A 23,765-nucleotide genomic window follows, 5' to 3' on the forward strand; every position below is an offset into this window, starting at 1 on the left:
AAAACCCGGATCGAGAGATCCGGGTTGAAATAGAGAGACAAGGCGGGCGCGCAGAGGTTATGCGACGCCGTCCAGCTTCGTGGTGCGTTCCAGCTTCGGGCTGATCAGGTGAATAACGATCAGGGCAATCAGGTAGGCTGAGCCGGCCATCCAGAAGATGGTTTTGTAAGAGCCGGTCGTTTCCAGGATGAACCCGACATTCTTCGACATCAACATGCCGCCAATGGCGCCGCACATGCCGCCAAAGCCAATGACGGAGGCGACGGCCTTTCGCGGCACGGTGTCGGTCGGCAAGGTATAGACGTTGGCCGAAAAGGCCTGGTGTGCGGCGGTGGCGATACCGATAATGAGCACGGCCGTCCAAAGGTCCTTTACGCCATTGAGGAAGAAGACCGGCATCACGAGAAGGGCAAAGACGAGCAGGGTGATCTTGCGTGACCAGTTGACGCTGACGCCCGATTTGATCAGCTTACCCGACAGCCAGCCGCCGGCCACCGAGCCCACGTCCGACATCAGATAGATGGCGATAATCGGCAGACCGAAGCTTGACAGGTCGAGGCCGTAATTTTTCTTCAGCATACCCGGCAGCCAGAACAGCCAGACCCACCAGATCGGATCGATCAGGAATTTGGCGATGGCGAACAGCCAGGTTTCCTTGACGGCGATGATTTTCAGCCAGGGAATCTTGGCGCCGGTATCGGCCGGATCGCTTTCGATGATGGCCAGCTCCGCGGCGTTGACCTTCGGATGTTCACGCGGACTACGGTACATGATCCACCAGGCGACGACCCAGACCATGCTGAGCAATCCGGTGACGAAGAAGCAGGCGCGCCAGCCCCAGCCAAGGCCAGTCATGCTCAGGTGATACTCGCCGAAGGCCATGTTGACGAAAGGCAGGGTGATCAGGGGGATGGCGAACGGGGCGATGATGGCGCCCAGGTTCGAACCGGCATTGAAGATGCCAACGGCCAGTGCCCGTTCCTTTTGCGGGAACCACTCGGCAATAGCCTTCAGGCTGGCTGGGAAGGCGCCGGACTCGCCGATCCCGAGGGCAAAGCGAGCCATCATGAACTGGGTGGCGTTGCCGACGAAGCCGGTCAGGGTATGGGAAATGGTCCAGATAACGAAGGCGATGGTGTAGCCGGTGCGGGCGCCGAAGCGGTCAATAATACCGCCGAACGTGATGTAGCCGATGGCGTAGGCGCATTGGAACCAGAAAACGATGTCGGCATAGGTCTGTTCGGTCCAGCCCTGTTCAGCGCCGACCGTATCCTTCAACAACGCGAAGGTCTGGCGGTGAGTGTAGTTGATGACCATGGCCACCAGCAGCATGATGCAGATGACCCACCGGTATTTACTGGCCTTGCCGGCCGCCGTGTTTATGACGGCATCAGGGCTTTGATCCTGTGACATTACGTTTCCCTAGGCATTTATTCTTATAGAGTCGTTGACATTTAGCTCAGAACAGGCGGCGATACTAGGCAAGAAATGACACCGGTGACAAGGTTGAATTTCGCTCTAAATCTAGCCCATGCGGACATGTTCACCAAGAAAGTCGAGAAATGCACGAATCCGGCCGGGCATGTGACCACCCTGACCCAGATAAACGGCGTGCAATTCCTCAATGTCTCCTGGATTGTACGCCTCCAGGACGGGCACGAGCCGTCCCTGCGCGACATCTTCGGCCGTCATGTAACGTGCCAGACGCGCCAGGCCAAGGCCGTCGAGGCACAGGCGGTGGACGCTGTCGCCGTCGCCAACCTTGACAGGTCCGGGGACAGTGAAAATGTCCGTTCGTCCGTCGATCACCAAAGGCCATCCATCCATCATCCGGCTGTAGCCGAAGCCAACGGAGCGATGGTGGACCAGATCGCCGGGGGTACGCGGCGTACTGTATCTGGCCAAGTAGGCGGGGCTGGCGACGATATCCAGCCGTGTTTCGCCCAGTTTACGCGCCATCAGGCCTGAACTCTTCATCGGTCCCGATCGCAGGGCAACATCGGTGCGCTGTTCGTAAAGATCGACAACCAGGTCGGTCATGGAAATGTCGAGCTCGACTTCCGGGTACAGGGCCAGGAAGTGTGGCACCAAAGGCAGCAGAATGCGACGCCCGACGGGAACATTGACGCTGACCCTAAGGCGGCCGCGTGGTGTGCGATGGGCCCCGATGCTGCGCTCCGTGTCATCAAGGTCGGCCAGGAGGCGTACGCTGCGCTCGAAAAACAGTTCGCCTTCGGGCGTCAGCAGCAGCTTGCGGGTTGAGCGGTTGATCAGGCGTGAGCCGAGTCGCGCCTCAAGCCGGCTGATCAACTTGCTGACCGCCGACGGCGTTAGCCCCAGATCGCGCGCCGCCGGCGAAAATCCGCCCAGATCGACGACCCGGACAAAGGCTTCCATATCTCCGAACCGATTGCTGTCTTGGCGCATAATGAAATCAACTCACAAATGATATTCTACCACGCACTCTAATTCATCCGGGGCGAAGCGTCTATCTGATGCGCTCGAAATGGAGTTTTCTCATGCCCCTCGCACTCTACGCCTTAACGATCGGCGCCTTTGGCATAGGCGTCACCGAATTTGTCATCATGGGCCTGTTGCTCGATGTCGGTCACGATTTCCATGTCACGGTCTCCAGGGCGGGCCTGTTGATCAGCGGCTATGCGCTTGGCGTGGTGGCCGGCGCCCCCTTGCTGACCGGATGGATGTCGCGCTGGCCGCAAAAGACGGCATTGATCGTCCTGATGCTCATCTTCACCATCGGCAATATCGCCTGCGCCCTGGCGCCGAACTATGGAATGCTCATGACCGCCCGGGTGATTACGGCATTGGCGCACGGCACCTTCTTCGGCATCGGTTCGGTACTGGCGACCTCCCTTGTGCCGACGGAGCGCCGGGCGTCGGCCGTGGCGCTTATGTTCACTGGCCTGACGGTCGCAAATGTGCTGGGCGTGCCGTTCGGCACCTGGTTGGGCCAGCATTATGGCTGGCGCGCTACCTTCTGGGCCGTCGGCCTGATCGGCGTGGCCGCAATGGTGGTGCTGGCGGCCTTCGTCCCGCATACCGAAGCGCCGAAAGAGGTCGAAAGCTGGAAAAGCGATTTCCGCATCTTCACGCGCCGCCCGGTGCTTCTGGGATTGCTGACGACGGTGCTGGGCTTTGCCGGGGTTTTCGCGGTCTTTACCTATATCGCCCCGTTACTGACCACCCTCACCAGGTTCAGTGAAGGCGCGGTTGCGCCGATCCTGCTGGTTTTCGGCGGCGGGCTGGTCATCGGCAATCTGCTGGGCGGGCGTCTGGCCGACAGAAACCTGGTCGGTGCCTTGCTGGGCGCGATTATCGCCCTGTTTGCGGTCCTGGTGTTCGGCGCCTTCGCCTTGCACGATAAGGTCGGGGCCGTCCTGTTCGTCTTCGGTTTGGGCGTCACGGGCTTTGCCACGGTGCCGCCGTTGCAGATCTGGGTGCTCGGCAAGGCGGAAGGGTCCGGTCAGAGCCTGGCTTCCAGCTTTAACATCGCGGCCTTCAATCTTGGCAACGCCATCGGCGCGTGGATCGGGGGCGCGGTCATTGCCGGCTATGCTCACGGGCTCAACCTCCTGCCCTGGGTGGCGGCGATCCTGCCGGTGTCCGCCTTCGCGGTAGCGTGGCTGGCCATTCGCCTGGAGCGCAAACCGCAACTGGCCTAAGGCATATAATAAAAAAGCCGCCCGGTTTGATCCGGGCGGCTTTTCTTAGTGAGTACGGCAGATGACCTAGTGGTTGTCGCGTGGCAGGCCGCGCATCTGGGCGATGTGCTGGAACTCGATGGCGTCTTCCAGGCAGGCGCCGGTGCCCATCTGACCCACCGTGCGGCGTTGCATGGCTTGCCATGGCGTCTGGCTGGCGGGGTACTTGTAGCCGCCTTCGGCTTCCAGCTTTTCGCGGCGGGTTTTCAGTTCCTCGTCAGAGATCAGTACGTTGACCGTACCGGCCTTGAGGTCGACGCGAACCTGGTCGCCCGTCTTGAGCAGGGCCAGATTGCCGCCGGCTGCAGCTTCGGGCGAGGCGTTGAGAATGGACGGTGAGCCCGAAGTGCCGGACTGGCGGCCGTCACCGATACAGGCCAGCGAATGGATGCCGCGCTTGATCAGATAGGTCGGCGCACGCATGTTGACCACTTCGGCCGCGCCGGGATAGCCGATCGGACCCGCGCCGCGCATGAACAGGATGCAGTGCTCGTCGATGCCAAGCGACTCGTCGTCGATGCGGTGGTGATAGTCTTCCGGGCCGTCGAACACGATGGCGCGACCGACGAAGGCTTCCGGATCGGCGGGGTTCGACAGATACCGTTCGCGGAATTCCGGCGAAATGACGGAAACCTTCATCACGGCCGAATCGAACAAATTGCCGGTCAGTACACGGAAACCGGCCCGCGTTTTCAGCGGCTTGTCATAGGTCTTGATGACGTTTTCGTCTTCGATCGCCGCATTGCCGCAGTTTTCGCCGATCGTCTTGCCGTTGACGGTCAGGGCGTCCTCGTGGATCAGACCTTGGGTCATCAACTGCTTGACGACGGCGGGCACGCCGCCGGCATGGTGGTAGTCTTCACCCAGATATTCACCGGCCGGCATCAGGTTGACGAGCAGGGACACGTCTTCGCCGTAAGTCTGCCATTCTTCCACCGACAGATCGACACCGATATGACGGGCCAGAGCATTCAGGTGGATGGGGGCATTGGTCGAGCCGCCGATGGCGGAGTTGACGCGGATAGCGTTGACGAAGGCCTCCTTGGTCAGGATGTCCGATGGCTTGAGGTCTTCATGCACCATGTCGACGATGCGTTTGCCGGTCAGGTAGGCCGTTTCCTGGCGGTCGCGGTGCGGTGCGGGGATGGCGGCGGAATAGGGCAATTGCATGCCGAGTGCTTCGGCCAGCGAGTTCATTGTCGTCGCGGTGCCCATGGTGTTGCAATAGCCAGTGGACGGCGCGGAGGACGCGACGAGCTTGATGAAGCCTTGATAGTCGATTTCGCCGGCGGCCAGCAGTTCACGTGCCTTCCAGACGATGGTGCCGGAACCGGTGCGCTGACCCTTGTACCAGCCATTGAGCATCGGGCCGACCGATAGGGCGATGGCAGGGATATTGACCGTCGCCGCCGCCATCAGACAAGCCGGCGTCGTCTTATCACACCCGATCGTCAGAACGACGCCGTCGAGCGGATAGCCGTACAGCACCTCGACCAGGCCGATATAGGCCAGGTTGCGGTCCAGACCCGCCGTCGGGCGCTTGCCCGTTTCCTGGATGGGGTGAACCGGAAATTCCAGCGCAATGCCGCCGGCTTCCCGGATGCCTTCACGGATCCGGTCGGCCAGGACAAGGTGGTGGCGGTTGCAGGGAGAGAGGTCCGACCCCGTCTGGGCGATGCCAATGATGGGCTTGCCGGATTGCAGTTCTTCGAGCGAAAGCCCGAAGTTCATGTAGCGCTCGAGGTAAAGCGCCGTCATGTCCGGGTTCGACGGATTGTCGAACCAGGCACGGGAACGCAGCTTGGTCGCCTTGACGGAAGGATCAGTGGAGTCGGACATCTGTACTCTTATTTCACAACATAGAAGTGATGGACGGTCGTCTGGGTGTAGGTTTGACCCGGATCGAGGCGTGTGGTGGGGAAGTCGGGGTGGTTCGGGCTATCCGGATAGCGCTGAGCTTCGAAGGCGATGGCCTGATACTTGACCAGCTTCTGGCCGCCCTTGCCCGCAACGGTGCCGTCGAGGAAGTTGCCGGTATACATCTGGATACCCGGTTCGGTGGTCGAGATGGTCATGCCGCGGCCGGACGTCTTGTCTTCCAGAGTTACCGCCAGTTTCGGCGTCGGTGTCACACCGCCACGGATGACGTAATTGTGGTCGATGCCGCCGTTGCCGATGACAATCTGCGGGTCCTTAGAGGTCACGCGCTCGCTGACCAGGGCCGGGGTAGTGAAGTCGAAGGGCGTACCTTTGACCGGCATTTCCTTGCCCGTCGGGATCAGAGTCTTATCGACCGGCAGAATGGCGTCGGACTGGATGGTCAGCATGGCGTCGGTGGCGGGGCGCGTCGCCGGAATGCCGCCGAGATTGAACAGGCCGTGATTGGTCATGTTGATCACGGTCGGCTTGTCGGTGGTCGCCTTGTAGCTGACGGTCAGGTCATTGTTTTCATTAAGCGAATAGGTCACCTCGGCCACGACCTTGCCGGGATAGCCCTGATCGCCGTCCGGCGAGGTCAGGGTGAAGGTCACCGACGAGGTGTCGCCACCGGACTTCACGTCCTTGATGGTCCAGTTGTTCTTGTCCCAGCCCTTGGTGCCGCCATGCAGCGAATTCGGCGCATTATTGATCGGCAGGGTGTAGGTCTTGCCATCCAGGGTGAACTTGCCCTTGGCGATGCGATTGGCGTAACGGCCGACCGTGACATTGGTATAGTTCGGGGTCTTTTCGTAGCCTTCGATGTTGTCGTAGCCGATGACAATATCGGCCGCCTTGCCGTCGCGGTCGGGGACCATCAAGCTCTGGATCGCAGCGCCGTAGGTGATGAGGCGGGCGGTGACGCCTTTTGAATTCTTGAGTTCAACCATCTCGACCTGGGTGCCGTCGGACAAGGCGCCGAAGGGCAGGCGGGTCGCCGTGGTGGCGCCGGCTGTTGCGGAAGCGGTTTCCGCCTTTTCCGCGGGCTTACTGCAGGCCCCAAGGGCCATCAGCACGCTTAGCCCCGCGACAAGCGCAATTCTCTTCGAATTCAGCATATTACATCCTCTCTGAGATCAACCGTACCGTCATTGGGCGGCCGGCCTCCAACCTGTGTTGCACCCCTGATGAGACTCCGGGCGCGTAATTATGAGTCACCATCTCCGTCATACCGCGCGGGCATTAGTCAGACAATAAAAAAAGTATATATCGTACAAAATAAAACAGAAAACGGATCAAATAATCGCGTTCAGATGCATGGCAGACCGTGGCCCATCCCAGGCCTGTTTCCCGTCACTATACAGAGGCACTGATTCTTAGGGATGGAAGGTCTTCTGCGTGTCTTCGTGGGCCATGCGGATCAGCGATTCCATGCACCACCGCGCCCCGCCAGCATCGCGGCGTTCGATCGCTTCGAAGACACGCTCATGGTCCGGCACCGGATCGCGGGTCAGGGCGTTGTGACGAGCCTTGTAACGCGTGGTCCATGACACGGCGGCTTCAATGGAACTGGACAGCGAGGCCAAGGCCTCGTTGCCAGTCGCCTGGATCAGCGCATGGTGGAAGTCGAGATCGGCGCGGCGGCCGGTTTCCGTCTGTAAGGTGTCGCGCTTCATGATGTCCAGGGCGGCGCGCATCTGTTCCACCTGATCGTCACTGCGGCGCGTAGCCGCCAGCTCGGCAGCGGCGGGCTCGGTGATCAGCCGCAGCTCGAAGAGAGACTTGATGAAGTCCTGACTTGGCTCCGTTTCGAACATCCAGCCCAGAACTTCCGGGTCGAGCAGGTTCCAGCGTTCGCGTTCGGTGACGCGCGTGCCGGTTTTCGGCCGGCTTTCGACCATGCCCTTGGCGGCCAGGATGCGGATCGCTTCGCGATAGGCGGAGCGCGAGATGTCGAGCTTCGAACTTGATTCAATTTCATTGGGCAGGATCTCGCCCGATTTGAACGTGCCTTTGAGAATGTCTACGCCCAGACGATGGGCGAGGGCGCCGTGCAAACGGCCCTGATACATGCTGTGGCCGTGTATGGCGGCATTGTGCTGGCCGTCCGTTCGCAACGGGCGTCCACCATTCATTTTCAGACGGGTGCCGGTCGGACGTAATTCGGTAGTGGGGGGCGGGGCGACGGGTTTTCTCATGCCTTAACACATGACATTGAATTGTCTGTTTGACAAAGTGAATTTACAAGCTAAAGAGCTTGGGTTAAATCCATTTGTCTGAGTAAATAGCGCGGCGGACTGCCGAAAAAAGTGAGGAAATACCATGTCCCTACGTCTCATCCAGATTGTTACGCCGGAAGGTGAGCGCCGTGTCCTGGCGGCTCAGGCGGACGGATCTGCGCATGTTATTTCCGGCGTGAATTCGACCTATGAATTGGCTCGCAAGGCGATTGCCGCCGGCAAATCCCTCTCGGATCAAGTGGCCGCGCTCGGGACCGGCGAGGCGGTCGATGTCGCCGTTGCCCTGGCCGAAGGCCGTGTCCTGGCGCCGATCGATCACCCCGATGCTGCCCACCTGCATGTGACGGGCACCGGATTGACCCATCTCGGCTCCGCCGAGGGCCGCGACAAGATGCACAAGGCCGCTGCCGCTGCGGAAACCCAGACCGATTCGATGCGCATGTTCCTGATGGGCGTGAAGGGCGGCAAGCCTGAGGCAGGCACTGTCGGCGCCCAGCCGGAGTGGTTTTACAAGGGCAATGGCTCGACCCTGGTCGGTCCCGGCGCCGAGTTGCAATCGCCCGCCTTCGCCGAAGATGGCGGCGAAGAGCCGGAAATGGCCGGTATCTATGTTATCGGCGATGACGGCGCGCCCTACCGGATCGGTTACGCCCTGGCCAACGAATTTTCCGATCATGTCACCGAGAAGCAAAACTACCTGTGGCTGGCCCATTCCAAGCTGCGCCCCGCATCGCTCGGTGTCGAAATCCTGACCGGTGACCTGCCCCGCGACGTGCGCGGCACCTCGCGCATCTGGCGCGGCAATGAAATCATCTGGGAAAAGCCATTTATTTCGGGTGAGGACAACATGTCCCATTCGCTGGACAACCTGGAACATCACCATTTCAAATATGACCTGTTCCGCCAGCCCGGCGACGTCCATGTCCATTGTTTCGGCACGGCCACGGCATCCTTTGCCGACGGCATCCAGACCAAGGATGGCGATGTTTTCGAAATCATCGCCGAGCCCTATGTCTACGGCCTGCGCAACCCGCTCAAGACCAATGCCGAGCAGACGGTGGCCGTAAAGGCGCTCTGATAGGCCAGTCTCTCACTGAAAAAGCTCTCACTGAAAAAGCTCTGGGCGCCTGTCCGGAGCTTTTGTGTTCGGGAAGCGTTTAGAGCGCCGATCTGACTGAATCAGATCGGCGCTCTAATTTTTGTTTTTACGCGCTTTTTGATCCGAAAAGTGCGTCACACTTTTCGGAAAGCGCTTTATCGCGGTGGATTGTGCTTTTCGATAAAGGCGACGATAGCATCGTACATGTCCGCACGCGCCGCTTCGTTGGTTTCCCAATGGTCGGTATGGTCGTATTGAATGAAGGTGACATCCTTCTTGGCTGTCTTCAGGGCATTGACCATAGCCAGGCTCTGACTGAAGGGGACGACGGTGTCGTCCTTGCCGTGAACGATGAGTATGGGGATGTTCATCTTGGCGGCGTGGAACACCGGCGACACCTCGGCATAGGTCGTCGGATCACCGAGGAGGCGCTTTTCCCCCCGATAGGTGGTCGATTCAGTGGTGGCGTCATAGCCGCGAATGCTTTCCAGGAAATCGCTCAGGTCGGTCACGCCGGCGACATCAACGGCGCAGCGATACATACCCGGATCGAAGGCCGCACCGGCCAGGGCGGCGTATCCGCCATAGGAGGTGCCGACGATACAGACGCGCTTGGGATCGACCGTTCCGGCCTTGACCAGATGACGCACGCCGTCCGACAGATCGGTTTGCATCTTGCGGCCCCATTGACCGTAACCGGCTTCAACGAAATCCTCGCCGTAACCGCTTGATCCGCGGAAATTGGGTTGTAACACGGCATATCCGCGCGAGGCGTATGCCTGAGACTCGGAGTCGAATTCCTGCCCGTCCCGCGCCACCGGACCGCCGTGCGGGAGCACCACCAGCGGCAGGTTTTTGGCGTCCCGATTGGGTGGCAGGCTGAGATAGGCTTCGATCTCAAGTCCATCGGCCGCCGTATAGGTGATCACGGTTTTTGTGGTGATCCACTCGGGTGGGATATGCGGATATTCGGCGCCGATGGTCAGGCTGGTTCCGGCCTTCAAATCCAGGAAGTAGTAGGTGCCGGCATCGTCTTCGCCTTCGGAAGAGATAATCATCTGGCGCGGATCATCGGCGAGGTCGATGATGCTCATGCGGTAGCCTTCGACCGATGCCCTGGCTTTCTCCACCAGGGCATTCATGGCCGGATCGAAATAGTGTTCCTGGGTCCAGCCGTCATAGGTCGTATATCCGCTGAGCCGGAAGGTCTTTGGATCGAAAATCGGTTCCGCCGTCAGGCCCTTGATCGGCAGCGGCGATGAAAACACCCCATCGGCAGACACTTCGTAATAGTGCCCCTTCGTTTCGCCAGAATTCATGAAGACCACGACCGATTGGCCGTCACGGCCCAGCCCGACCAGGTTCGGATAATCCAGTTCCGCATGCTGGCTGAAAATAGTCTTCCAGAGGCCCCGGTCATAATGTTGCAACTCCCAGATCTTTGTCTTCGGGGAGTAGGTGGCGCGCGCCAGCATTTCGCCTTCCGGCGTCAGTATCCAGTTCTCGGTGTGCCATGGCGCGCGGTCCATGACCGTGGCGTTGGCCGACCGGTCGAGATCGAAGCGGTAAAGATAGCGCGCCTCGTCGTAATTGATGGGAAAGGACGAAGCCGTGAGCTGGCGCTTGCCATTTTGACGGATGATCCGAACGCCGCCGCTAACGAAGCTTTTGAACCCTTCGATCTGGCTGAACAGGGTGTTGATGGTCCGCGCCTGCAGGTTATAGACGCTGACGATGTAGTAGGTATCGCGTCCGCCGGAAAAGGCTTCGAACTTGTCCGTCGCCATCGATGTGACCGCCAGATGGCCGTCGTCGATCCACCAGATCGAGGCGATCTTGGCTGTCCCCAGATCGTAGATCTGGAAGGCCTTGGTGGCGATGACGTATTCATAAAGGTATTTGCGGCCGTTCTCTTCGCGCATATAGGCGATGTGGGTACCGCCCGGAGACAGGCAGACGAAGCGAAGGGCAGGCGATTTCGCCCAGTCGCGCGGTGTCGGTTGCGGCGGCAAGTCCGCGGCCATGGCTGCCTTACCCAGTCCGATAGTCCCCAGTCCGATAGTCAAAGCGCTGGTGCCGGAAAGTCGCAACAGGGCGCGGCGATTTAGGGTGCGGCGATTTTGGGCATGGGGCATCAGCGGTCTCAAATGGCGGTTCCCCACGCTATGTTGCGCCGCGCGGCAATTCAAGCGCGCGGTTACCAAACGTAAGGACGCGTTACGGGCGGTCCGGCGTGTTAGGCGGGCGGGTTGTGTTTTTCGAGGAACGCGACAGCGGCCTTCATCATCTCTATACTGGCAGATCCAATGGTTTCCCAGTGATCCTGCCCCTTATAGGTAATAAATTCGACGGGTTTCCCGGCGGCTTTGAGGGCGCTTTCCATGCGACGGCTTTGGTCGATGGGAACGACGGTGTCGTCGGTGCCGTGAATGAGTAAAATTGGACAGGAGGCCTTTGCCGCCTGTCTAGCGGGCGATATGTCGCCGTAGTGCGCCGGATCGCCCATGAAGCGCTTCCAATAGCGCACCCTCGTCGAGTCGATGACACCATTATTGGCGGTTTCCCAGTCGAGCATGGCCTGAAGGTCGGACACGCCCGCTATGGCGACAGCGCAGGTGTAGACGCCCGGATCGAGCGTCGGACCGGCCATGGCGGCATAACCGCCGTAGGATGCCCCCATGATGGCCACGCGCTTGGGATCGACCACGCCTTTCGCGACCAGATGGCGAACGCCGTCTGACAGATCGGTCTGCATTTTGCGCCCCCACTCGCCGTAGCCGGCCTGCGTGAAGCTTTCGCCATAACCGCTCGACCCGCGGAAATTCGGTTGCAGAACCGCATAGCCGCGTGAGGCCAAGGCCTGGGCCTGCCAGTCGAAATTGATATAGTCGCGTAACTCTGGCCCGCCGTGTGGAAGGACGACGAGCGACAGGTTATTCGCCGCTTTGAACGGTGGCAAAGTCAGATAGGCATGAATATTCAGTCCGTCCGTCGCCTTGTAATCTATGGCTGTCTTGTTTGAAATCCATTCTTCCGGCAGGTCCGGATAGACGGCGGCGACGGGTTGCGCCTGTCCGGTTGTAAAGTCGATATGGTAATAGGTCCCGGCATCGTCCGGTCCTTCGGTCTTGACGACCATTTGGCGCGGATCTTCGGCATAATCCGCGATCTCATAGCGGTACCCATCGCCAACCATCTTGGGCAGGGCTTCGTACAGTTTTTTCAGCAGCGGATCGAAATAGTCAGGATGGAATGACTCGTCATAGCGACCAAAACCGACCAGCCTACGCGTTGTCGGATGGAAAAGAGGGAAGTATTCACCGGTCTTGCCTTCCGGATAAAGTGCGGGGCCCAGTACGCCGTCCGCCGACACTTCGTGGTATTCCGGCGTCTTGCCATCATCTGTATAAATATAGATGACAATTGAATTGCCATCGCGCCCCAGCCCGGCGGCGCCTGGTGTCGACAAGCCGTCGCCCTTTTGGCGGTAAATCGTCCTGAAGGTTTTGCCCCCGCTCGCCAGCTCCATATTATAGGCCAGGACGAACTCCTTGCGGAAATCATCATAGGTTGTAAAGGCAGCGATGCGCCCTTCCGGGGTGACGATAAAATTGTTAGTCGTATTGGTACCGGCCAGCAGGCGTTCCCCGCGTTCACTGTTCGGATCGAAGCTGAACAGGTCCAGGCTGTAATCGCCTTGCATATTGCGGTTCGAGGCTGTAACGCGATATTTTCCATCAACCTTGATACGCCTCAAACTGCCCATCACGATCGGATAATAACGGCTTTGCGACGTCATCAAAGTCCCGGTGGTCGAGGGCTTCTGCGGGTAGTCGAAGAAGGTGACAAACTTGGTATTGTCGACATCGATGCTGCGTGCCTGTGAAACTTCGGCGCGCGCCTTGACGAATTCCGGCACTGTGACGGTGGCGGAATCCACCATGATGACGTGAGAATTGTCGCCCCAGAAGAGGTTGCGCACCTTCTTGACGGGAATGGCGAAGGCCTTGGGCTTGGGTTCGCCTATGGTCAGGGCCACAAGGATATTGTCGTCACCGGTCTGGGTGATCCCGGCCACGCGTTTGCCATCGGGTGACAGGGCAACCGAGCGAATTTTCGGGGTCGCGTAGGTTTCGATCGATGGCTGAGGCGTGGTCGGAGCGGCGGCGCGCGCCCGCATTGGGTTTGCCAGTGAAAACGCCAGTGCGGAGCCGGTGGCCAAAAGAGCGCGGCGATCGAGTGTAAAAGTCATGATAATCCCCCAATTTTACCATAACTTATTCGTATCTTTCGAAACGTCAAGCGCTATGCGGGGTTGTGTTTTCCCAGGAAGGCCATAGCCACCTTCATCATTTCGATCCGCGACGACCCAACGGTCTCCCAGTGATCCTGGCCTTTGTAGGTAACGAATTCGACGGGCTTCCCAGCGCGTTTGAGGGCGCTTTCCATGCGACGGCTTTGGTCGATGGGAACTACGGTGTCGTCCGTGCCATGTATCAGCAAAATCGGGCAACTGGCCTGAGCGGCCTGTTTGACCGGGGAAATCGCCTCCCAGCCCTTGGGGTCGCCCATGAAGCGCTTCCAGTACAGGACATTGGAACTGCTGCGGCTGTTGCTAAGTTCGGCAATGAACTCAACGAAGGTTTTTGGATCGCTGACGCCGGCGATGGCGACAGCGCAGCGGTAGATGCCTGGGTCGAGCGTCGCGCCCGCCAGGGCGGCATATCCGCCATAGGACGCGCCAAGGATTGCCACACGTTTTGGATCGACCACGCCTTGCTTGATCAGGTCGCGGACACCATCGCTGAGGTCCGTCTGCATCTTGCGACCGAATTCACCGTGACCGGCTTCGACGAAATTGCTGCCGTAGCCGGAAGAACCGCGGAAATTGGGTTGCAAAACCGCATAGCCGCGCGAGGCGAGGGTTTGGGTCTGCCAGTCGAAATCGATATAGTCGCGCGCTTGCGGGCCGCCGTGCGGCAGCACGATCAGCGGCAAGTTCTTGGCCTCACGCTTTGGCGGCAGGGTCAGATAGGCGTGTATCTGCAGGCCATCTGCGGCCTTATAGGTTATCGGCTTCTTTTGCGTGATCCATTCAACCGGCAGCTTCTCGTAGTTCTGACCGATGACCTCCAGATCGCCGGTGCTCAGATCGGCAAAATAAAAGCTTCCGGCGTCTTCGGGGCTTTCCACGTAGAGGATCATCTTGCGCGGATCTTCAGCAAAATCGGAGATCGCTACGCGGCAATCTTCGCCCATCAGTTCGGGCAGAGCCGCCACCAGTTTTTTCAACAGGGGATCGGTATAATCGTAACCAATCCAGTCGTCTTGATGCGAGAAACCGGCCAGCCGTTTTGTAGTGGGATGGAAAAGCGGTGTCGTGCTGATATAGTCGCTGGTATCGAGCGACGGCCCGATCGTGCCGTCGGCGGAAATCTCATGATATTCGCCCTTCGATTCTCCGTTCGCAAAATAAACCACGACGGACGTGCCGTCGCGACCCAGCCCTTCGAGGGACGGATAGTTCAGAGCTTCCTTGACCCTGTATATCGACCTGAAACGCTCCGATTTTCCGCGGGGCGCGGTATTGTAGAAGAGGATCCATTCTTTTTTGCTATCGTTGAAATCGGAATAGGCGACAACGTAGCCGTCCGGCGCAATGACGAATCCTTCGGTATCGTTCGATCCTTCGTAGACAGGCAAGCCGATTGTGCGATCTAGAGCGAAACGGTAGAGGCAACGATTAAAGGCGCCATCCATCCGGTAGTTTGACGCCATGAGATTGACGACGCCATCAATCTTCACGCGATAAACGGGCCCTATGACTATGCCGTAGAAGTTGTCCAGTTTGTCGAACAGGGTGGTGATCTTGTTCGTCTTCAGATTGATTAACCGCGCCAGGCTGACTTCCTGTTTGTCGCCGGTGAATTGCGGAAGGGACGCCGTTCGTGAATCGCAAACCACAACTTGGTCTTCGTCCGCCCAGAAGAGATTGCGGATTTTGGCAGCCCCCAAATGGAGCGCTTTCGGTTTGCCGCCGGGCACATCAAAATAGATCAGCAACTTGTCGTCACCGGTCTGGCTGATGACAGCGACGCGCTTGCCGGCGGGCGACAGGGCGATATGGTCGACCATCGGTGACCCGGCATACATCTCTATCGGCGGCGGGCCGGCGTTGACTGTGTCCTCTGCCCGGGCCAAGGGCGGCAGAAGGCTGAGCGCAGCGACGGAACCGGACAGGCGCAACAGGGCGCGGCGATCGAATAGTGGTGTCATGTAACCCCCCACAGGCATTTCTCCCATGGCTATAATGTTCGCGTCAGGCGCGCAAGGGGATAAACCTGCAAGATGTGGGCGAAACGGGAATAAGCGTCAAAACTGGTTGCGAAACCAGGTCGACTGCCGCTTGGCGTAGTTACGCGTTTTTTGCTGCGCCAGGGTGAGGGCGTCGTCCCTTGACATGTCGCCATTGAGGTAAGCGACGCATTCGGCCAGCCCCAGGACACGCATGATGGGCCATCCGGGTTCGAGTCCCTTGGTCAACAGGGCGCGAACCTCGTCGAGCGCGCCGTGATCGAGCATAAGCCGCAGGCGACGGTCGCACCTTTCATAAAGCCAGTCGCGATCGGGCTGTAATATGTCCAGCACATAGGAGTCTTGGGGGAGCTCCGGCGTCGTCCGAGCCTGCCAGTCGGACAGGGACCGGCCGGTTTGCAGCCAGACCTCATAGGCGCGCGCCAGTCTTTGCTGGTCGTTCGGCATAATGCGCGCCTCTGATTGTGGATCGTGGGTTTTCAGGATGGCCCGGAGCTCGGCTTCGCCCATCTCGGAATAGGCCGCGCGCGCCGTCGCGCGGATATCGTCGGTAATATCTGGAATCTCAGCCAGACCGAAGACCAATGAATTGAAATAAAGCCCCGTCCCGCCGACAATGCACAGCGGCGGGCCGCCATTCAGCGCATCGGTGATGTGGGGGCGCGCCGCCCTCAGCCAGTCCCCGGTCGACCACTGGGCCTGGGGCGCCAGGTGGCCATAGAGATAATGTGGTGCGCGCGCCATGTCGTTAGCGTCCGGCCGCGCCGTCAGGATCGGCACGTCGACGTATAGTTGCATGGAATCGGCATTGAGGATTGCCCCGCCTGTCCGTTCGGCCCAGTCCAAAGCCTTGGCCGACTTGCCCGATGCGGTCGGGCCGGCGAGGAGATATAGGGGGCGGTCGAATTCGGGCATTTAGGACTTTAACTGGCGGCGCTTAGCGCCTATGTGGAGCCCAGCTTTTCTAGGAGGTTCGTCCGTGCTTGACAAGGAAACCGTGCTCGCCGCGTTGAATACCATCATCGATCCGATGAGCGGGCAGGGGCTGTCTGACGCCGGCATGGTGCGCGCCCTGATCGTGTCGCCCGAACGGGTCGGCTTCATGCTGGAAGTGCCGCAGGACAGGGTCACGCAGTATGGCCCGGTTCGTCTGGCGTCCGAGAAGCTTTTGGCCCGGCTTGAGGGCGTCACCAAGGCCCAGGTCGTGCTGACCGCCGAAATGGCGCCCAATCCCCAACCGCAAAAGCAGGCTTCGGCCAAGCTGTCGGAACGGGCGGTCGAAGATAGCCGCCCCAAGGCGCCCGTTGCCGGTGTGCGTCCCAATCATGTGAAAAAAGTCATCGTTGTGGGCTCCGGAAAGGGCGGCGTCGGCAAATCGACCGTGTCGCTGGGGCTCGCGCTCGGCCTGCGCGCGCTGGGTCTGCGCGTCGGTTTCCTGGATGCCGACATCTATGGCCCCTCGGCGCCGGTCATGCTGGGGGTTCGCAAACCGCCGGAGTTCGGCGATGACAAGCTGATGGTGCCGCCGGAGGTCTTCGGCCTTAAGGTCAACTCGGTCGGTTTTCTCGTCGATCCGGATCAGGCCATGATATGGCGCGGCCCCATGGCCTCTCAGGCCCTGACGCAGTTGCTGACCCAGACGCGCTGGGGCACGGCCGAAGCCCCGCTCGATGTGCTGGTGGTTGACTTGCCGCCGGGCACGGGCGACGTGCAATTGACCCTGACCCAGAAAACGCTGATCGATGGCGCAGTGGTGGTGTCTACGCCGCAAGAGATGGCGCTAGCCGATGCGCGCCGTGCCGTGACTCTGTTCGGCAAGACAGCTATTCCGGTTTTGGGCGTCATTGAGAATATGGCCTATTTTGTCGGCCCGGACGGTGCGGAACTGGAAATATTCGGCCGCGGCGGCGCGCAAAAAATGGCCGGCGCGCTGAAGGTGCCGTTCCTCGGCGATGTGCCGCTCGATCCGGCGCTGCGCAAGGGTTGCGACGACGGGCGGCCCTTCACGGCCGCCGAGCCGGACAGCGAGATGGCGACGCGTTTCAAGATTATCGCCGAGCGGGTTCTGGCCGAATTAAAATAAACAGGACGCGGCGGGCCATATCCACAGGGCGACGCCTTGTCACTTCGGTTACCGTAACCATATCTGCGACAGATACACTCCGGAGCGCCCCATGTCGTTGGATACCCTGTTTTCCCCGTTTGCCTTAAAATCGCTGAGCCTGCCGAACCGCATCGTCATGGCACCCATGACGCGCAATTTTTCACCGGGCGGGGTGCCGAACCAGGCGGTTGCCGACTATTACGAGCGCCGCGCCGAACACAATGTCGGGCTGATCCTGACCGAAGGCACGGTTATTGAGCGGCCGGCCTCCAAGAACGAAGCCAATATTCCCAATTTCTACGGCGACGCGCTGGACGGCTGGGCCAAGGTCGTAGCGGCTGTTCACGCCAAGGGTGGCAAGATCGCGCCGCAAATCTGGCATACCGGGGCCGTTCTGGGGGGCGACGCGGGCTATCGTCCGACGCCGATGGATATGCCATCGGGGATCGCCCTCGACGGCAAAACGGTCGCTAAGCCGATGTCGGATGCCGATATTGCCGATACAATCGCGGCCTTCGCGGCCGCCGCCGGCAACGCCAAGCGGCTTGGTTTCGACGCCATCGAATTGCATGGCGCGCACGGCTATCTGATCGACGAATTCTTCTGGTCCCTGACCAACAAACGCGACGATGCCTGGGGCGGCGAAACGGTCGGTGAGCGCACGCGCTTCGCTGCTGCCATCCTGAAGGCGTGCCGTGCTGCCGTCGGTCCGGATTTCCCCATCATTATCCGCCTGTCGCAATGGAAGGGCGGCGTTTTCGACGCCAAGATCGCCTACACGCCCGCTGAAATGGAAGCCTGGCTGAAACCGTTGGTCGATGCCGGCGCGGACATCCTGCACTGCTCGCAGCGTCGTTTCTGGGAGCCGGAATTCGACGGGTCGGACCTGAACTTCGCCGGTTGGGCCAAGAAGTTGACGGGTGTGCCCACCATCACGGTCGGCAGTGTCGGCCTGTCGGGCGAATTCATTGCCGGTTTCGGCGGCGAAGCCTCCCATTCCGTTGCCATCGACGAGGTGCTGAGACGCCTCGATCGCGGGGATTTCGATCTGGTGGCCGTTGGCCGCGCCATCCTGTCCGATCCGGAATGGGTGGAAAAGATCCGCAGTGGTCGTGGCGAAGAGGCGCGGGGCTTTAACCGTGCGTTGCTGGGCGAACTGTTTTAATTTGGGTTAGCGGCTTCCCCCGTCACGCCGTGCGGGGGAAGCAATTTTATAATCCCCGGTTCGTAATCCTGCTCTGAAGCCTGCCTTGGTTTATTTCACGCGGTCGTAAATTGTCAGCGTGAAGTCGAAATCGTCGTTTTCCGTTTTTTGGAAAGCCTCTTGCGAGGTGACGCGCCAGACGGCCGGGTCAATGGCGGGGAAGTGGGCGTCGCCCTCCACGTCGGCGTGGACATGGCTGACATAGAGCCGGTCGGCCTTGGCCAGGGTCTGTTCATAGACATTGGCCCCGCCGATGACGCACACTTCGTCTGCCCCATCGTCCGCCGCGTGTTCGCGCGCGATGTCGAGCGCCTCAAATAAGGTTTCGCAGATAATCCCGCCGACCGCTTCCATCTTTGGGTCGCGGCTAAGCACAATGTTCAACCGGCCGGGCAGGGGCTTTTTCGGCAGGGAGTCCCAGGTGGTCGATCCCATGATGATCGGCTTGAACTGGGTGATTTCCTTGAAGCGCTTCAGATCCGAGCGCAGATGCCACGGCAGGCCGCCCGCCTTGCCAATCACGCCGTTGTTGCTCATGGCCACGACGATAGCCAGCCTGACCTTCGCCATCATACCGCGACCGGCGCTTTCAACGCACCGTGCGACTGATAGTTTTCGATGGCGAAATCGGCATAGTCAAAGCCGAACAGGTCGGTCTTTGGCGCCATAACCAGTTTCGGAAAAGCGAAAGGCGTGCGTTCCAGCTGCGTCCTGGCCTGTTCAACATGGTTGGCATACAGATGGACGTCGCCGAAGCTGTGGACGAAATCGCCGACTTCCAGTCCCGCCGCCTGGGCCACCATATGGGTCAGCAGCGCATAGGAGGCTATGTTAAACGGCACGCCCAGGAAGATATCGGCCGAGCGCTGGTAAAGCTGGCACGACAACCGGCCCTTTCCGTTGTCGCCGGGCGCAACGAAAAACTGGAACAGGCAGTGGCACGGCGGCAGTGCCATGTCGTCCACCTCGGCCGGGTTCCAGGCGGAAATGACGTGGCGGCGCGAATAGGGATTGGTTTTCAGATTTTCCAGCAGGGCTGTCATCTGGTCGATACTGCGGCCGTCCGGCGCGGCCCATGACCGCCATTGCTTGCCATAGACCGGGCCCAGGTCGCCGTTTTCATCGGCCCATTCGTCCCAGATGGTTACGCCGTGATCGTGCAGGTATTTGACATTGGTGTCGCCACGCAGGAACCACAGAAGCTCGACCGCGATCGATTTGAAATGCACCTTTTTTGTCGTGAGAAGCGGAAAGCCCTTGGACAGATCGAAGCGGATCTGACGCCCGAACAGCCCGGTCGTCCCCGTTCCCGTGCGGTCCGTCCGCGTCACGCCATGATCCATGATATCGCGGACAAGATTGAGATACTGGTATTCGGGGTGATCAAACATGGATTATACCGACCTTACGATTCTGTTCGAGTATAGCTAAGGTCAGTCGCCAATGCCATTGCCATTACCCGTTTATCACGACCGCGATTGCGATCTGTCTATTATCCGCACCGCCAGGGTTCTGGTCATCGGTTATGGCAGTCAAGGCCGCACCCAGGCGCTCAATGCCCGCGATTCGGGCGTAAGCCAGATCAAGGTGGCGTTGAAGCCCGAGTCGAAAACGCGGGTAAAGGCCGAAGCCGATGGTTTCGAGGTTGTAACGGTAGCCGATGGGGTGGCGTGGGCCGACGTGATGGTGGTCCTGACCTCGGACGAGGCGCACCAGAAACTGTTTGCCGAAGAGATGGCGCCGCATCTGCGCGCCGGTCAGGCCCTGGTCTTCGCCCACGGTTTGTCATGCAATTTTGGGCTCGTCGTGCCGCCCGCCGATGTCGATGTCCTGCTGGTCTCGCCCAAGGGCATCGGTCCGCGCATCCGCGACATCTATGTGGCGGGCGAAGGGGTATTTTGCCTGTTCGCCGTCCAGCAGGATGCCACGGGTAAGGCCAGGGCTCTGGGCCTCAGCTTTGCTGCGGCGCTGGGCTGTGGGCGCAAAGGCATATTCGAGACCACGATGAAGGCCGAATGCGAAAGCGACCTGTTCGGTGAGCAGGTGGTGCTGTGCGGGGGCACGCGCGAACTGGTCACAACGGGTTTTCAGACCCTGGTCGATGCTGGCTATCCGCCGGAGGTGGCCTGGTTCGAAACCTGCTACGAGCTCAAGCTGGTCGTCGATCTGCTTTGGGAACTGGGCATGTCGGGCGGTTTCGAAAAGATCAGCAATACGGCGGAATACGGCGCCTATCTGACCGGTCCCCGCGTGATCAACGCCGCCAGCCGTGAAGCGATGCAAGGCGTTTTGAAAGACGTCCAGTCGGGCGACTTCGTGCGGCAATTGATGCGCGATTACGACGCGGGCAGTCCTGATTTGCTTGGCCGGCGCGCGGCCCTGAAAGACAACCGGCTCGATGAGACCAAACGGTATCTCGATGGCGTGGCGAATGCGGCTAGGTAACCTGCCTTCAGCTAACCTGCTTTGTTACCTATACCGCCCCACAGGTGGGGCGGTATGAAGAGGAAGATGCCAGACTGTGCATATGTGCTGGTGAGGGGCTTATGACCGCGGATACACATCAAAAACGCGCCGATATTCAAGGGCTGCGCGGGATCGCCGTGTTGGCAGTGGTGCTGTTCCATCTCAGCCATTCGGCCCTGCCGGGTGGATTTGCCGGTGTCGATATCTTCTTCGTCATTTCCGGCTATCTGATTACCCAAATCCTGCTGAAAGACAACCTGCGCCTGCGTGACTTCTACGTCCGGCGCGTGAGGCGACTGTTCCCGGCGCTCTATGCCGTTCTGGCGTTTACCCTGGTTGCGGGGCTTTTGATCTTGCCGCCGGCCCTGCTCAGCGAACTCGTCTACACCCAGTTCTTTACGACCTTGTTCCTGTCCAATTTCGCCTTTGCCCGCCTGACCGATTATTTCGACAGCGGCGCGGGGCTCAAACCTCTGCTGCACACCTGGTCTCTGGCGGTCGAGGAACAGTTCTACCTCGTCTATCCGGTTGTCCTGCTGGCTGTCCGCCGTTTCGCCGGGCGGTTCTTGTGGCCGGTTATCGGACTATTGGCGCTGTTGTCCCTGGCGGCCGCCCAGTGGTCGTCCAGACCGGAAGCGGCGTTTTATCTCCCCACGACGCGGGCCTTCGAACTGCTGATCGGGGCGCTGTGTGTGGCCATTCGCCTCGACCTGAGCAACGCACTAAAACGGGTGCTGTCGCTGGCGGGTGTCGGCCTGATTGTCTTGAGCCTGATCTGCCTGAACGATCGCCTGCCGTTTCCGGGGCTGTGGGCCTTGCCGCCGTGTCTGGGCGCGGCCCTTTTACTCGTCACGTGCGACGGTTGGGGTAATCGGTTGATCAGTGCGCCGCCTCTCGTCTGGAGCGGCGACATTTCCTATTCCTTGTATCTATGGCACTGGCCCATGCTGGTCTTTGCTCGCCTGCTGTTCGGCGAGTCGCTCTGGCCAAGCCTTGCCGCCGTGGCCCTAGCCTTCGGGCTGGCGGTTCTGTCCTGGCGCTACATCGAACAGCCGTTTCTGGCCGGTCGCCCGCGTCGCCCATTTGCACTGGCCGGGGGTGCCATGGCGGTATCGATCCTGGCGGCCCTGCTGGTCTTTAATGCCAAGGGGCTGCCACAACGTTTCAACACCTCAGAGCGCGCGGCCTTCGCGGCGGCGGACGACTACAACCCCGATCGCAAGCGATGTCACCTGGCGCGTGAGGCGCGTGTGGCCTACGCCGATACCTGCGTCTACGGAACGCCCGTCGTCGCGCCGTCCGTCGCGGTCTGGGGCGATAGCCAGGGCGCGGAACTTTCGCTGGCGCTGGGGGAGCGGATGCCTGGTGCGGGTGTGCGTCAGATCACCGCGTCGGCCTGCCCGCCAAGCATCGGCTATACCATCGCCTATAATTCCGCCTGCCGCGCCCACAATGCCGACATGCTTTTGCACCTGACGCATGACCCGCGCATCGAAACGGTCGTGCTGACGGCCAACTATCACCGCTATGCCGATGAAAACCTACCGGCCATGCTGGGTGGGCTGGAACTGAGCGCGCTGGATTTGAGCCGCGCCGGCAAACATGTGGTGATCGTTTATCCCGTGCCCGTCTATGATTTCGATCCGCCGTCTCAGGTGGGATTGGCCATGCACCTGGGGCGCGATCCCCGCGCCGTGGGGATGAGCCGTGCGCAGTTCGATCGCGATACCGCTCAGGTCACGGCGCAACTGGACCGGTTCGTTTCGGCGCACCCTCTCGCCGCCATCAGGCCGTCGGATGTGCTGTGCGATGAGGCGCGATGCCGGGTCTATACGGCCGGTGACGGTGTCCTTTATTTCAATGGCCAGCATCTGAGCCTGACGGGCGCGAAACGGGTGGCGACGCTATTTACCAGCCAAGCCCCGTCTCTCCACGCAAAATAGCCTCGACCGCCGGGGTGTGTTTGCGTTCCCCATTGTCGTGCAGGATCAATGGCGGCAGGAGACGCAAGGGCGCCTTACCCAGGCGTTGCGCCTTGACCAGCACGCGCTTGGCGTCCTTGTCGGCAAAGGGCAGAACCGGGCGGACGACGAAGGCGCCGCATTTTTTACTCAGTCCGCTCAGAATGTCGGCCAGCCGGTCGGCGCGGTGAATGAAGACGATGTGGCCACCATCGTTTACGGCGGCCTGCGCAAAGTCGAGCCAGGCGTCGAGCCCGTCGTCGGCGATCCAGGCGGCGCGTTTGGTCTCATGCGGCGGGCGCAGCAGGTCAGGATCGTCGAAAAAGGGAGGATTACTGAACACCAGATCGACGCGAGGCAGATCGAAGCATTTGAAGCCCTTGCCGATATCACCAGATACGATGGCGACATCGCCGGCATTCAACAGCCTGTTTTGCTGGGCCAGCATGACATAGGCCGCCTCACGCTCAATACCCGTCAGGGTCAGCGCCGGACACCGCGCCTTCAGCGAGAACAGCGCACCGCCAACGCCGCAGCCCAGTTCCAGCGCCGTCCTGATTTTCGGGATGGTCGCGCAGCCTGCGGCCAAAAGCGCGCCGTCCATACCGATGCGATAGCCCTTGGCAGGCTGCATCACTTTGACGCGCCCGTTCAGCAGATGCGTCAGGACGCCATTCGTGTCAGAATGGGCGGGTGTTTCGCTAGTCATATCCAAATTGTTTTCTAACGCCATATTT

At 60.1% G+C, this 23,765-nt stretch carries 18 protein-coding genes; 6 read left to right on the forward strand and 12 right to left on the reverse strand.

The features are described from left to right. Positions 1-57 precede the first annotated feature (57 nt). Both AEAC466_RS35230 and AEAC466_RS35235 read right to left on the reverse strand, forming a co-directional pair. Positions 58-1,413 (reverse strand): MFS transporter, encoded by a 1,356-nt coding sequence (locus AEAC466_RS35230; RefSeq protein WP_023458574.1) that lies wholly within the window; start codon positions 1,411-1,413, stop codon positions 58-60. Positions 1,414-1,524: 111 nt separating this feature from the next. Continuing rightward, the gene (locus tag AEAC466_RS35235; RefSeq protein ID WP_235074289.1) at positions 1,525-2,427 is read right to left on the reverse strand and encodes a LysR family transcriptional regulator; all 903 of its coding nucleotides are present in this window, start codon (positions 2,425-2,427) and stop codon (positions 1,525-1,527) included. Between the two features lie 92 nt (positions 2,428-2,519). Between AEAC466_RS35235 and AEAC466_RS35240 the strand changes: the two genes are divergently transcribed. Next, positions 2,520-3,683: an MFS transporter gene (locus tag AEAC466_RS35240; RefSeq protein ID WP_031238927.1), complete on the forward strand. Its 1,164-nt coding sequence runs from the start codon at positions 2,520-2,522 to the stop codon at positions 3,681-3,683. A gap of 66 nt (positions 3,684-3,749) precedes the next feature. Here AEAC466_RS35240 and AEAC466_RS35245 read toward each other — a convergent pair whose 3' ends face one another. The 3 genes from AEAC466_RS35245 to AEAC466_RS35255 form a co-directional block, all read right to left on the reverse strand. Next, positions 3,750-5,561, reverse strand: coding sequence for an IlvD/Edd family dehydratase (locus AEAC466_RS35245; protein WP_023458577.1), 1,812 nt, complete (start codon positions 5,559-5,561; stop codon positions 3,750-3,752). An 8-nt stretch (positions 5,562-5,569) separates the two neighbouring features. Continuing rightward, complete coding sequence (locus AEAC466_RS35250; RefSeq protein WP_023458578.1) at positions 5,570-6,757, reverse strand: aldose epimerase family protein; 1,188 nt, start codon at positions 6,755-6,757, stop codon at positions 5,570-5,572. Between the two features lie 258 nt (positions 6,758-7,015). Continuing rightward, positions 7,016-7,837, reverse strand: a complete 822-nt coding sequence (locus AEAC466_RS35255) for a FadR/GntR family transcriptional regulator (protein ID WP_031238931.1) — start codon at positions 7,835-7,837, stop codon at positions 7,016-7,018. 124 nt (positions 7,838-7,961) lie between these two features. On the opposite strand from AEAC466_RS35255, the gene araD1 reads away from it, so the two are divergent. Beyond that, positions 7,962-8,957, forward strand: a complete 996-nt coding sequence (gene araD1, locus AEAC466_RS35260) for an AraD1 family protein (RefSeq protein ID WP_023458580.1) — start codon at positions 7,962-7,964, stop codon at positions 8,955-8,957. 176 nt (positions 8,958-9,133) lie between these two features. On the opposite strand, the gene AEAC466_RS35265 is transcribed toward araD1, so the two are convergent. The 4 genes from AEAC466_RS35265 to miaA all read right to left on the reverse strand — a co-directional run bounded on the left by AEAC466_RS35265 (position 9,134) and on the right by miaA (position 16,208). Beyond that, positions 9,134-11,113, reverse strand: coding sequence for an alpha/beta hydrolase family protein (locus AEAC466_RS35265; protein ID WP_023458581.1), 1,980 nt, complete (start codon positions 11,111-11,113; stop codon positions 9,134-9,136). A gap of 101 nt (positions 11,114-11,214) precedes the next feature. Continuing rightward, positions 11,215-13,230: an alpha/beta hydrolase family protein gene (locus AEAC466_RS35270; protein ID WP_023458582.1), complete on the reverse strand. Its 2,016-nt coding sequence runs from the start codon at positions 13,228-13,230 to the stop codon at positions 11,215-11,217. A gap of 53 nt (positions 13,231-13,283) precedes the next feature. After that, positions 13,284-15,254 (reverse strand): alpha/beta hydrolase family protein, encoded by a 1,971-nt coding sequence (locus AEAC466_RS35275; RefSeq protein WP_023458583.1) that lies wholly within the window; start codon positions 15,252-15,254, stop codon positions 13,284-13,286. Between the two features lie 96 nt (positions 15,255-15,350). Continuing rightward, a complete protein-coding gene (gene miaA / locus AEAC466_RS35280) occupies positions 15,351-16,208 on the reverse strand; it encodes a tRNA (adenosine(37)-N6)-dimethylallyltransferase MiaA (protein WP_023458584.1) in 858 nt (285 codons plus the stop codon). A gap of 64 nt (positions 16,209-16,272) precedes the next feature. Here miaA and AEAC466_RS35285 point away from each other — a divergent pair, with 64 nt between their 5' ends. Then, the gene (locus tag AEAC466_RS35285) at positions 16,273-17,376 is read left to right on the forward strand and encodes an Mrp/NBP35 family ATP-binding protein (RefSeq protein WP_023458585.1); all 1,104 of its coding nucleotides are present in this window, start codon (positions 16,273-16,275) and stop codon (positions 17,374-17,376) included. A gap of 91 nt (positions 17,377-17,467) precedes the next feature. Further along, positions 17,468-18,562 carry an NADH:flavin oxidoreductase gene (locus tag AEAC466_RS35290; RefSeq protein ID WP_023458586.1) on the forward strand — a complete coding sequence of 365 codons (1,095 nt, stop codon included), beginning with the start codon at positions 17,468-17,470 and terminating at the stop codon, positions 18,560-18,562. A gap of 90 nt (positions 18,563-18,652) precedes the next feature. Here the strand turns inward: AEAC466_RS35290 and AEAC466_RS35295 are convergent, their stop codons facing one another. Together AEAC466_RS35295 and AEAC466_RS35300 are read right to left on the reverse strand one after the other, a co-directional pair. Then, on the reverse strand, positions 18,653-19,171 hold the full coding sequence (locus AEAC466_RS35295) for a dihydrofolate reductase (RefSeq protein WP_031238933.1): 519 nt from the start codon (positions 19,169-19,171) through the stop codon (positions 18,653-18,655). Continuing rightward, positions 19,171-19,992 (reverse strand): thymidylate synthase, encoded by an 822-nt coding sequence (locus tag AEAC466_RS35300; RefSeq protein WP_023458588.1) that lies wholly within the window; start codon positions 19,990-19,992, stop codon positions 19,171-19,173. The genes AEAC466_RS35295 and AEAC466_RS35300 overlap by 1 nt, the downstream gene beginning before the upstream one ends. A gap of 52 nt (positions 19,993-20,044) precedes the next feature. Between AEAC466_RS35300 and ilvC the strand changes: the two genes are divergently transcribed. Further along, entirely contained in the window at positions 20,045-21,046 is a 1,002-nt protein-coding gene (gene ilvC, locus AEAC466_RS35305; protein WP_023458589.1) for a ketol-acid reductoisomerase, read from the forward strand. A gap of 101 nt (positions 21,047-21,147) precedes the next feature. After that, a complete protein-coding gene (locus AEAC466_RS35310; protein WP_023458590.1) occupies positions 21,148-23,010 on the forward strand; it encodes an acyltransferase family protein in 1,863 nt (620 codons plus the stop codon). Here the strand turns inward: AEAC466_RS35310 and AEAC466_RS35315 are convergent. Further along, positions 22,976-23,737 carry a tRNA1(Val) (adenine(37)-N6)-methyltransferase gene (locus tag AEAC466_RS35315; RefSeq protein ID WP_052025139.1) on the reverse strand — a complete coding sequence of 254 codons (762 nt, stop codon included), beginning with the start codon at positions 23,735-23,737 and terminating at the stop codon, positions 22,976-22,978. The two genes, AEAC466_RS35310 and AEAC466_RS35315, sit on opposite strands and share 35 nt — an antisense overlap. Positions 23,738-23,765 lie beyond the last annotated feature (28 nt).

It is taken from the genome of Asticcacaulis sp. AC466, from assembly GCF_000495815.1.
Taxonomy (GTDB): Bacteria; Pseudomonadota; Alphaproteobacteria; order Caulobacterales; family Caulobacteraceae; genus Asticcacaulis.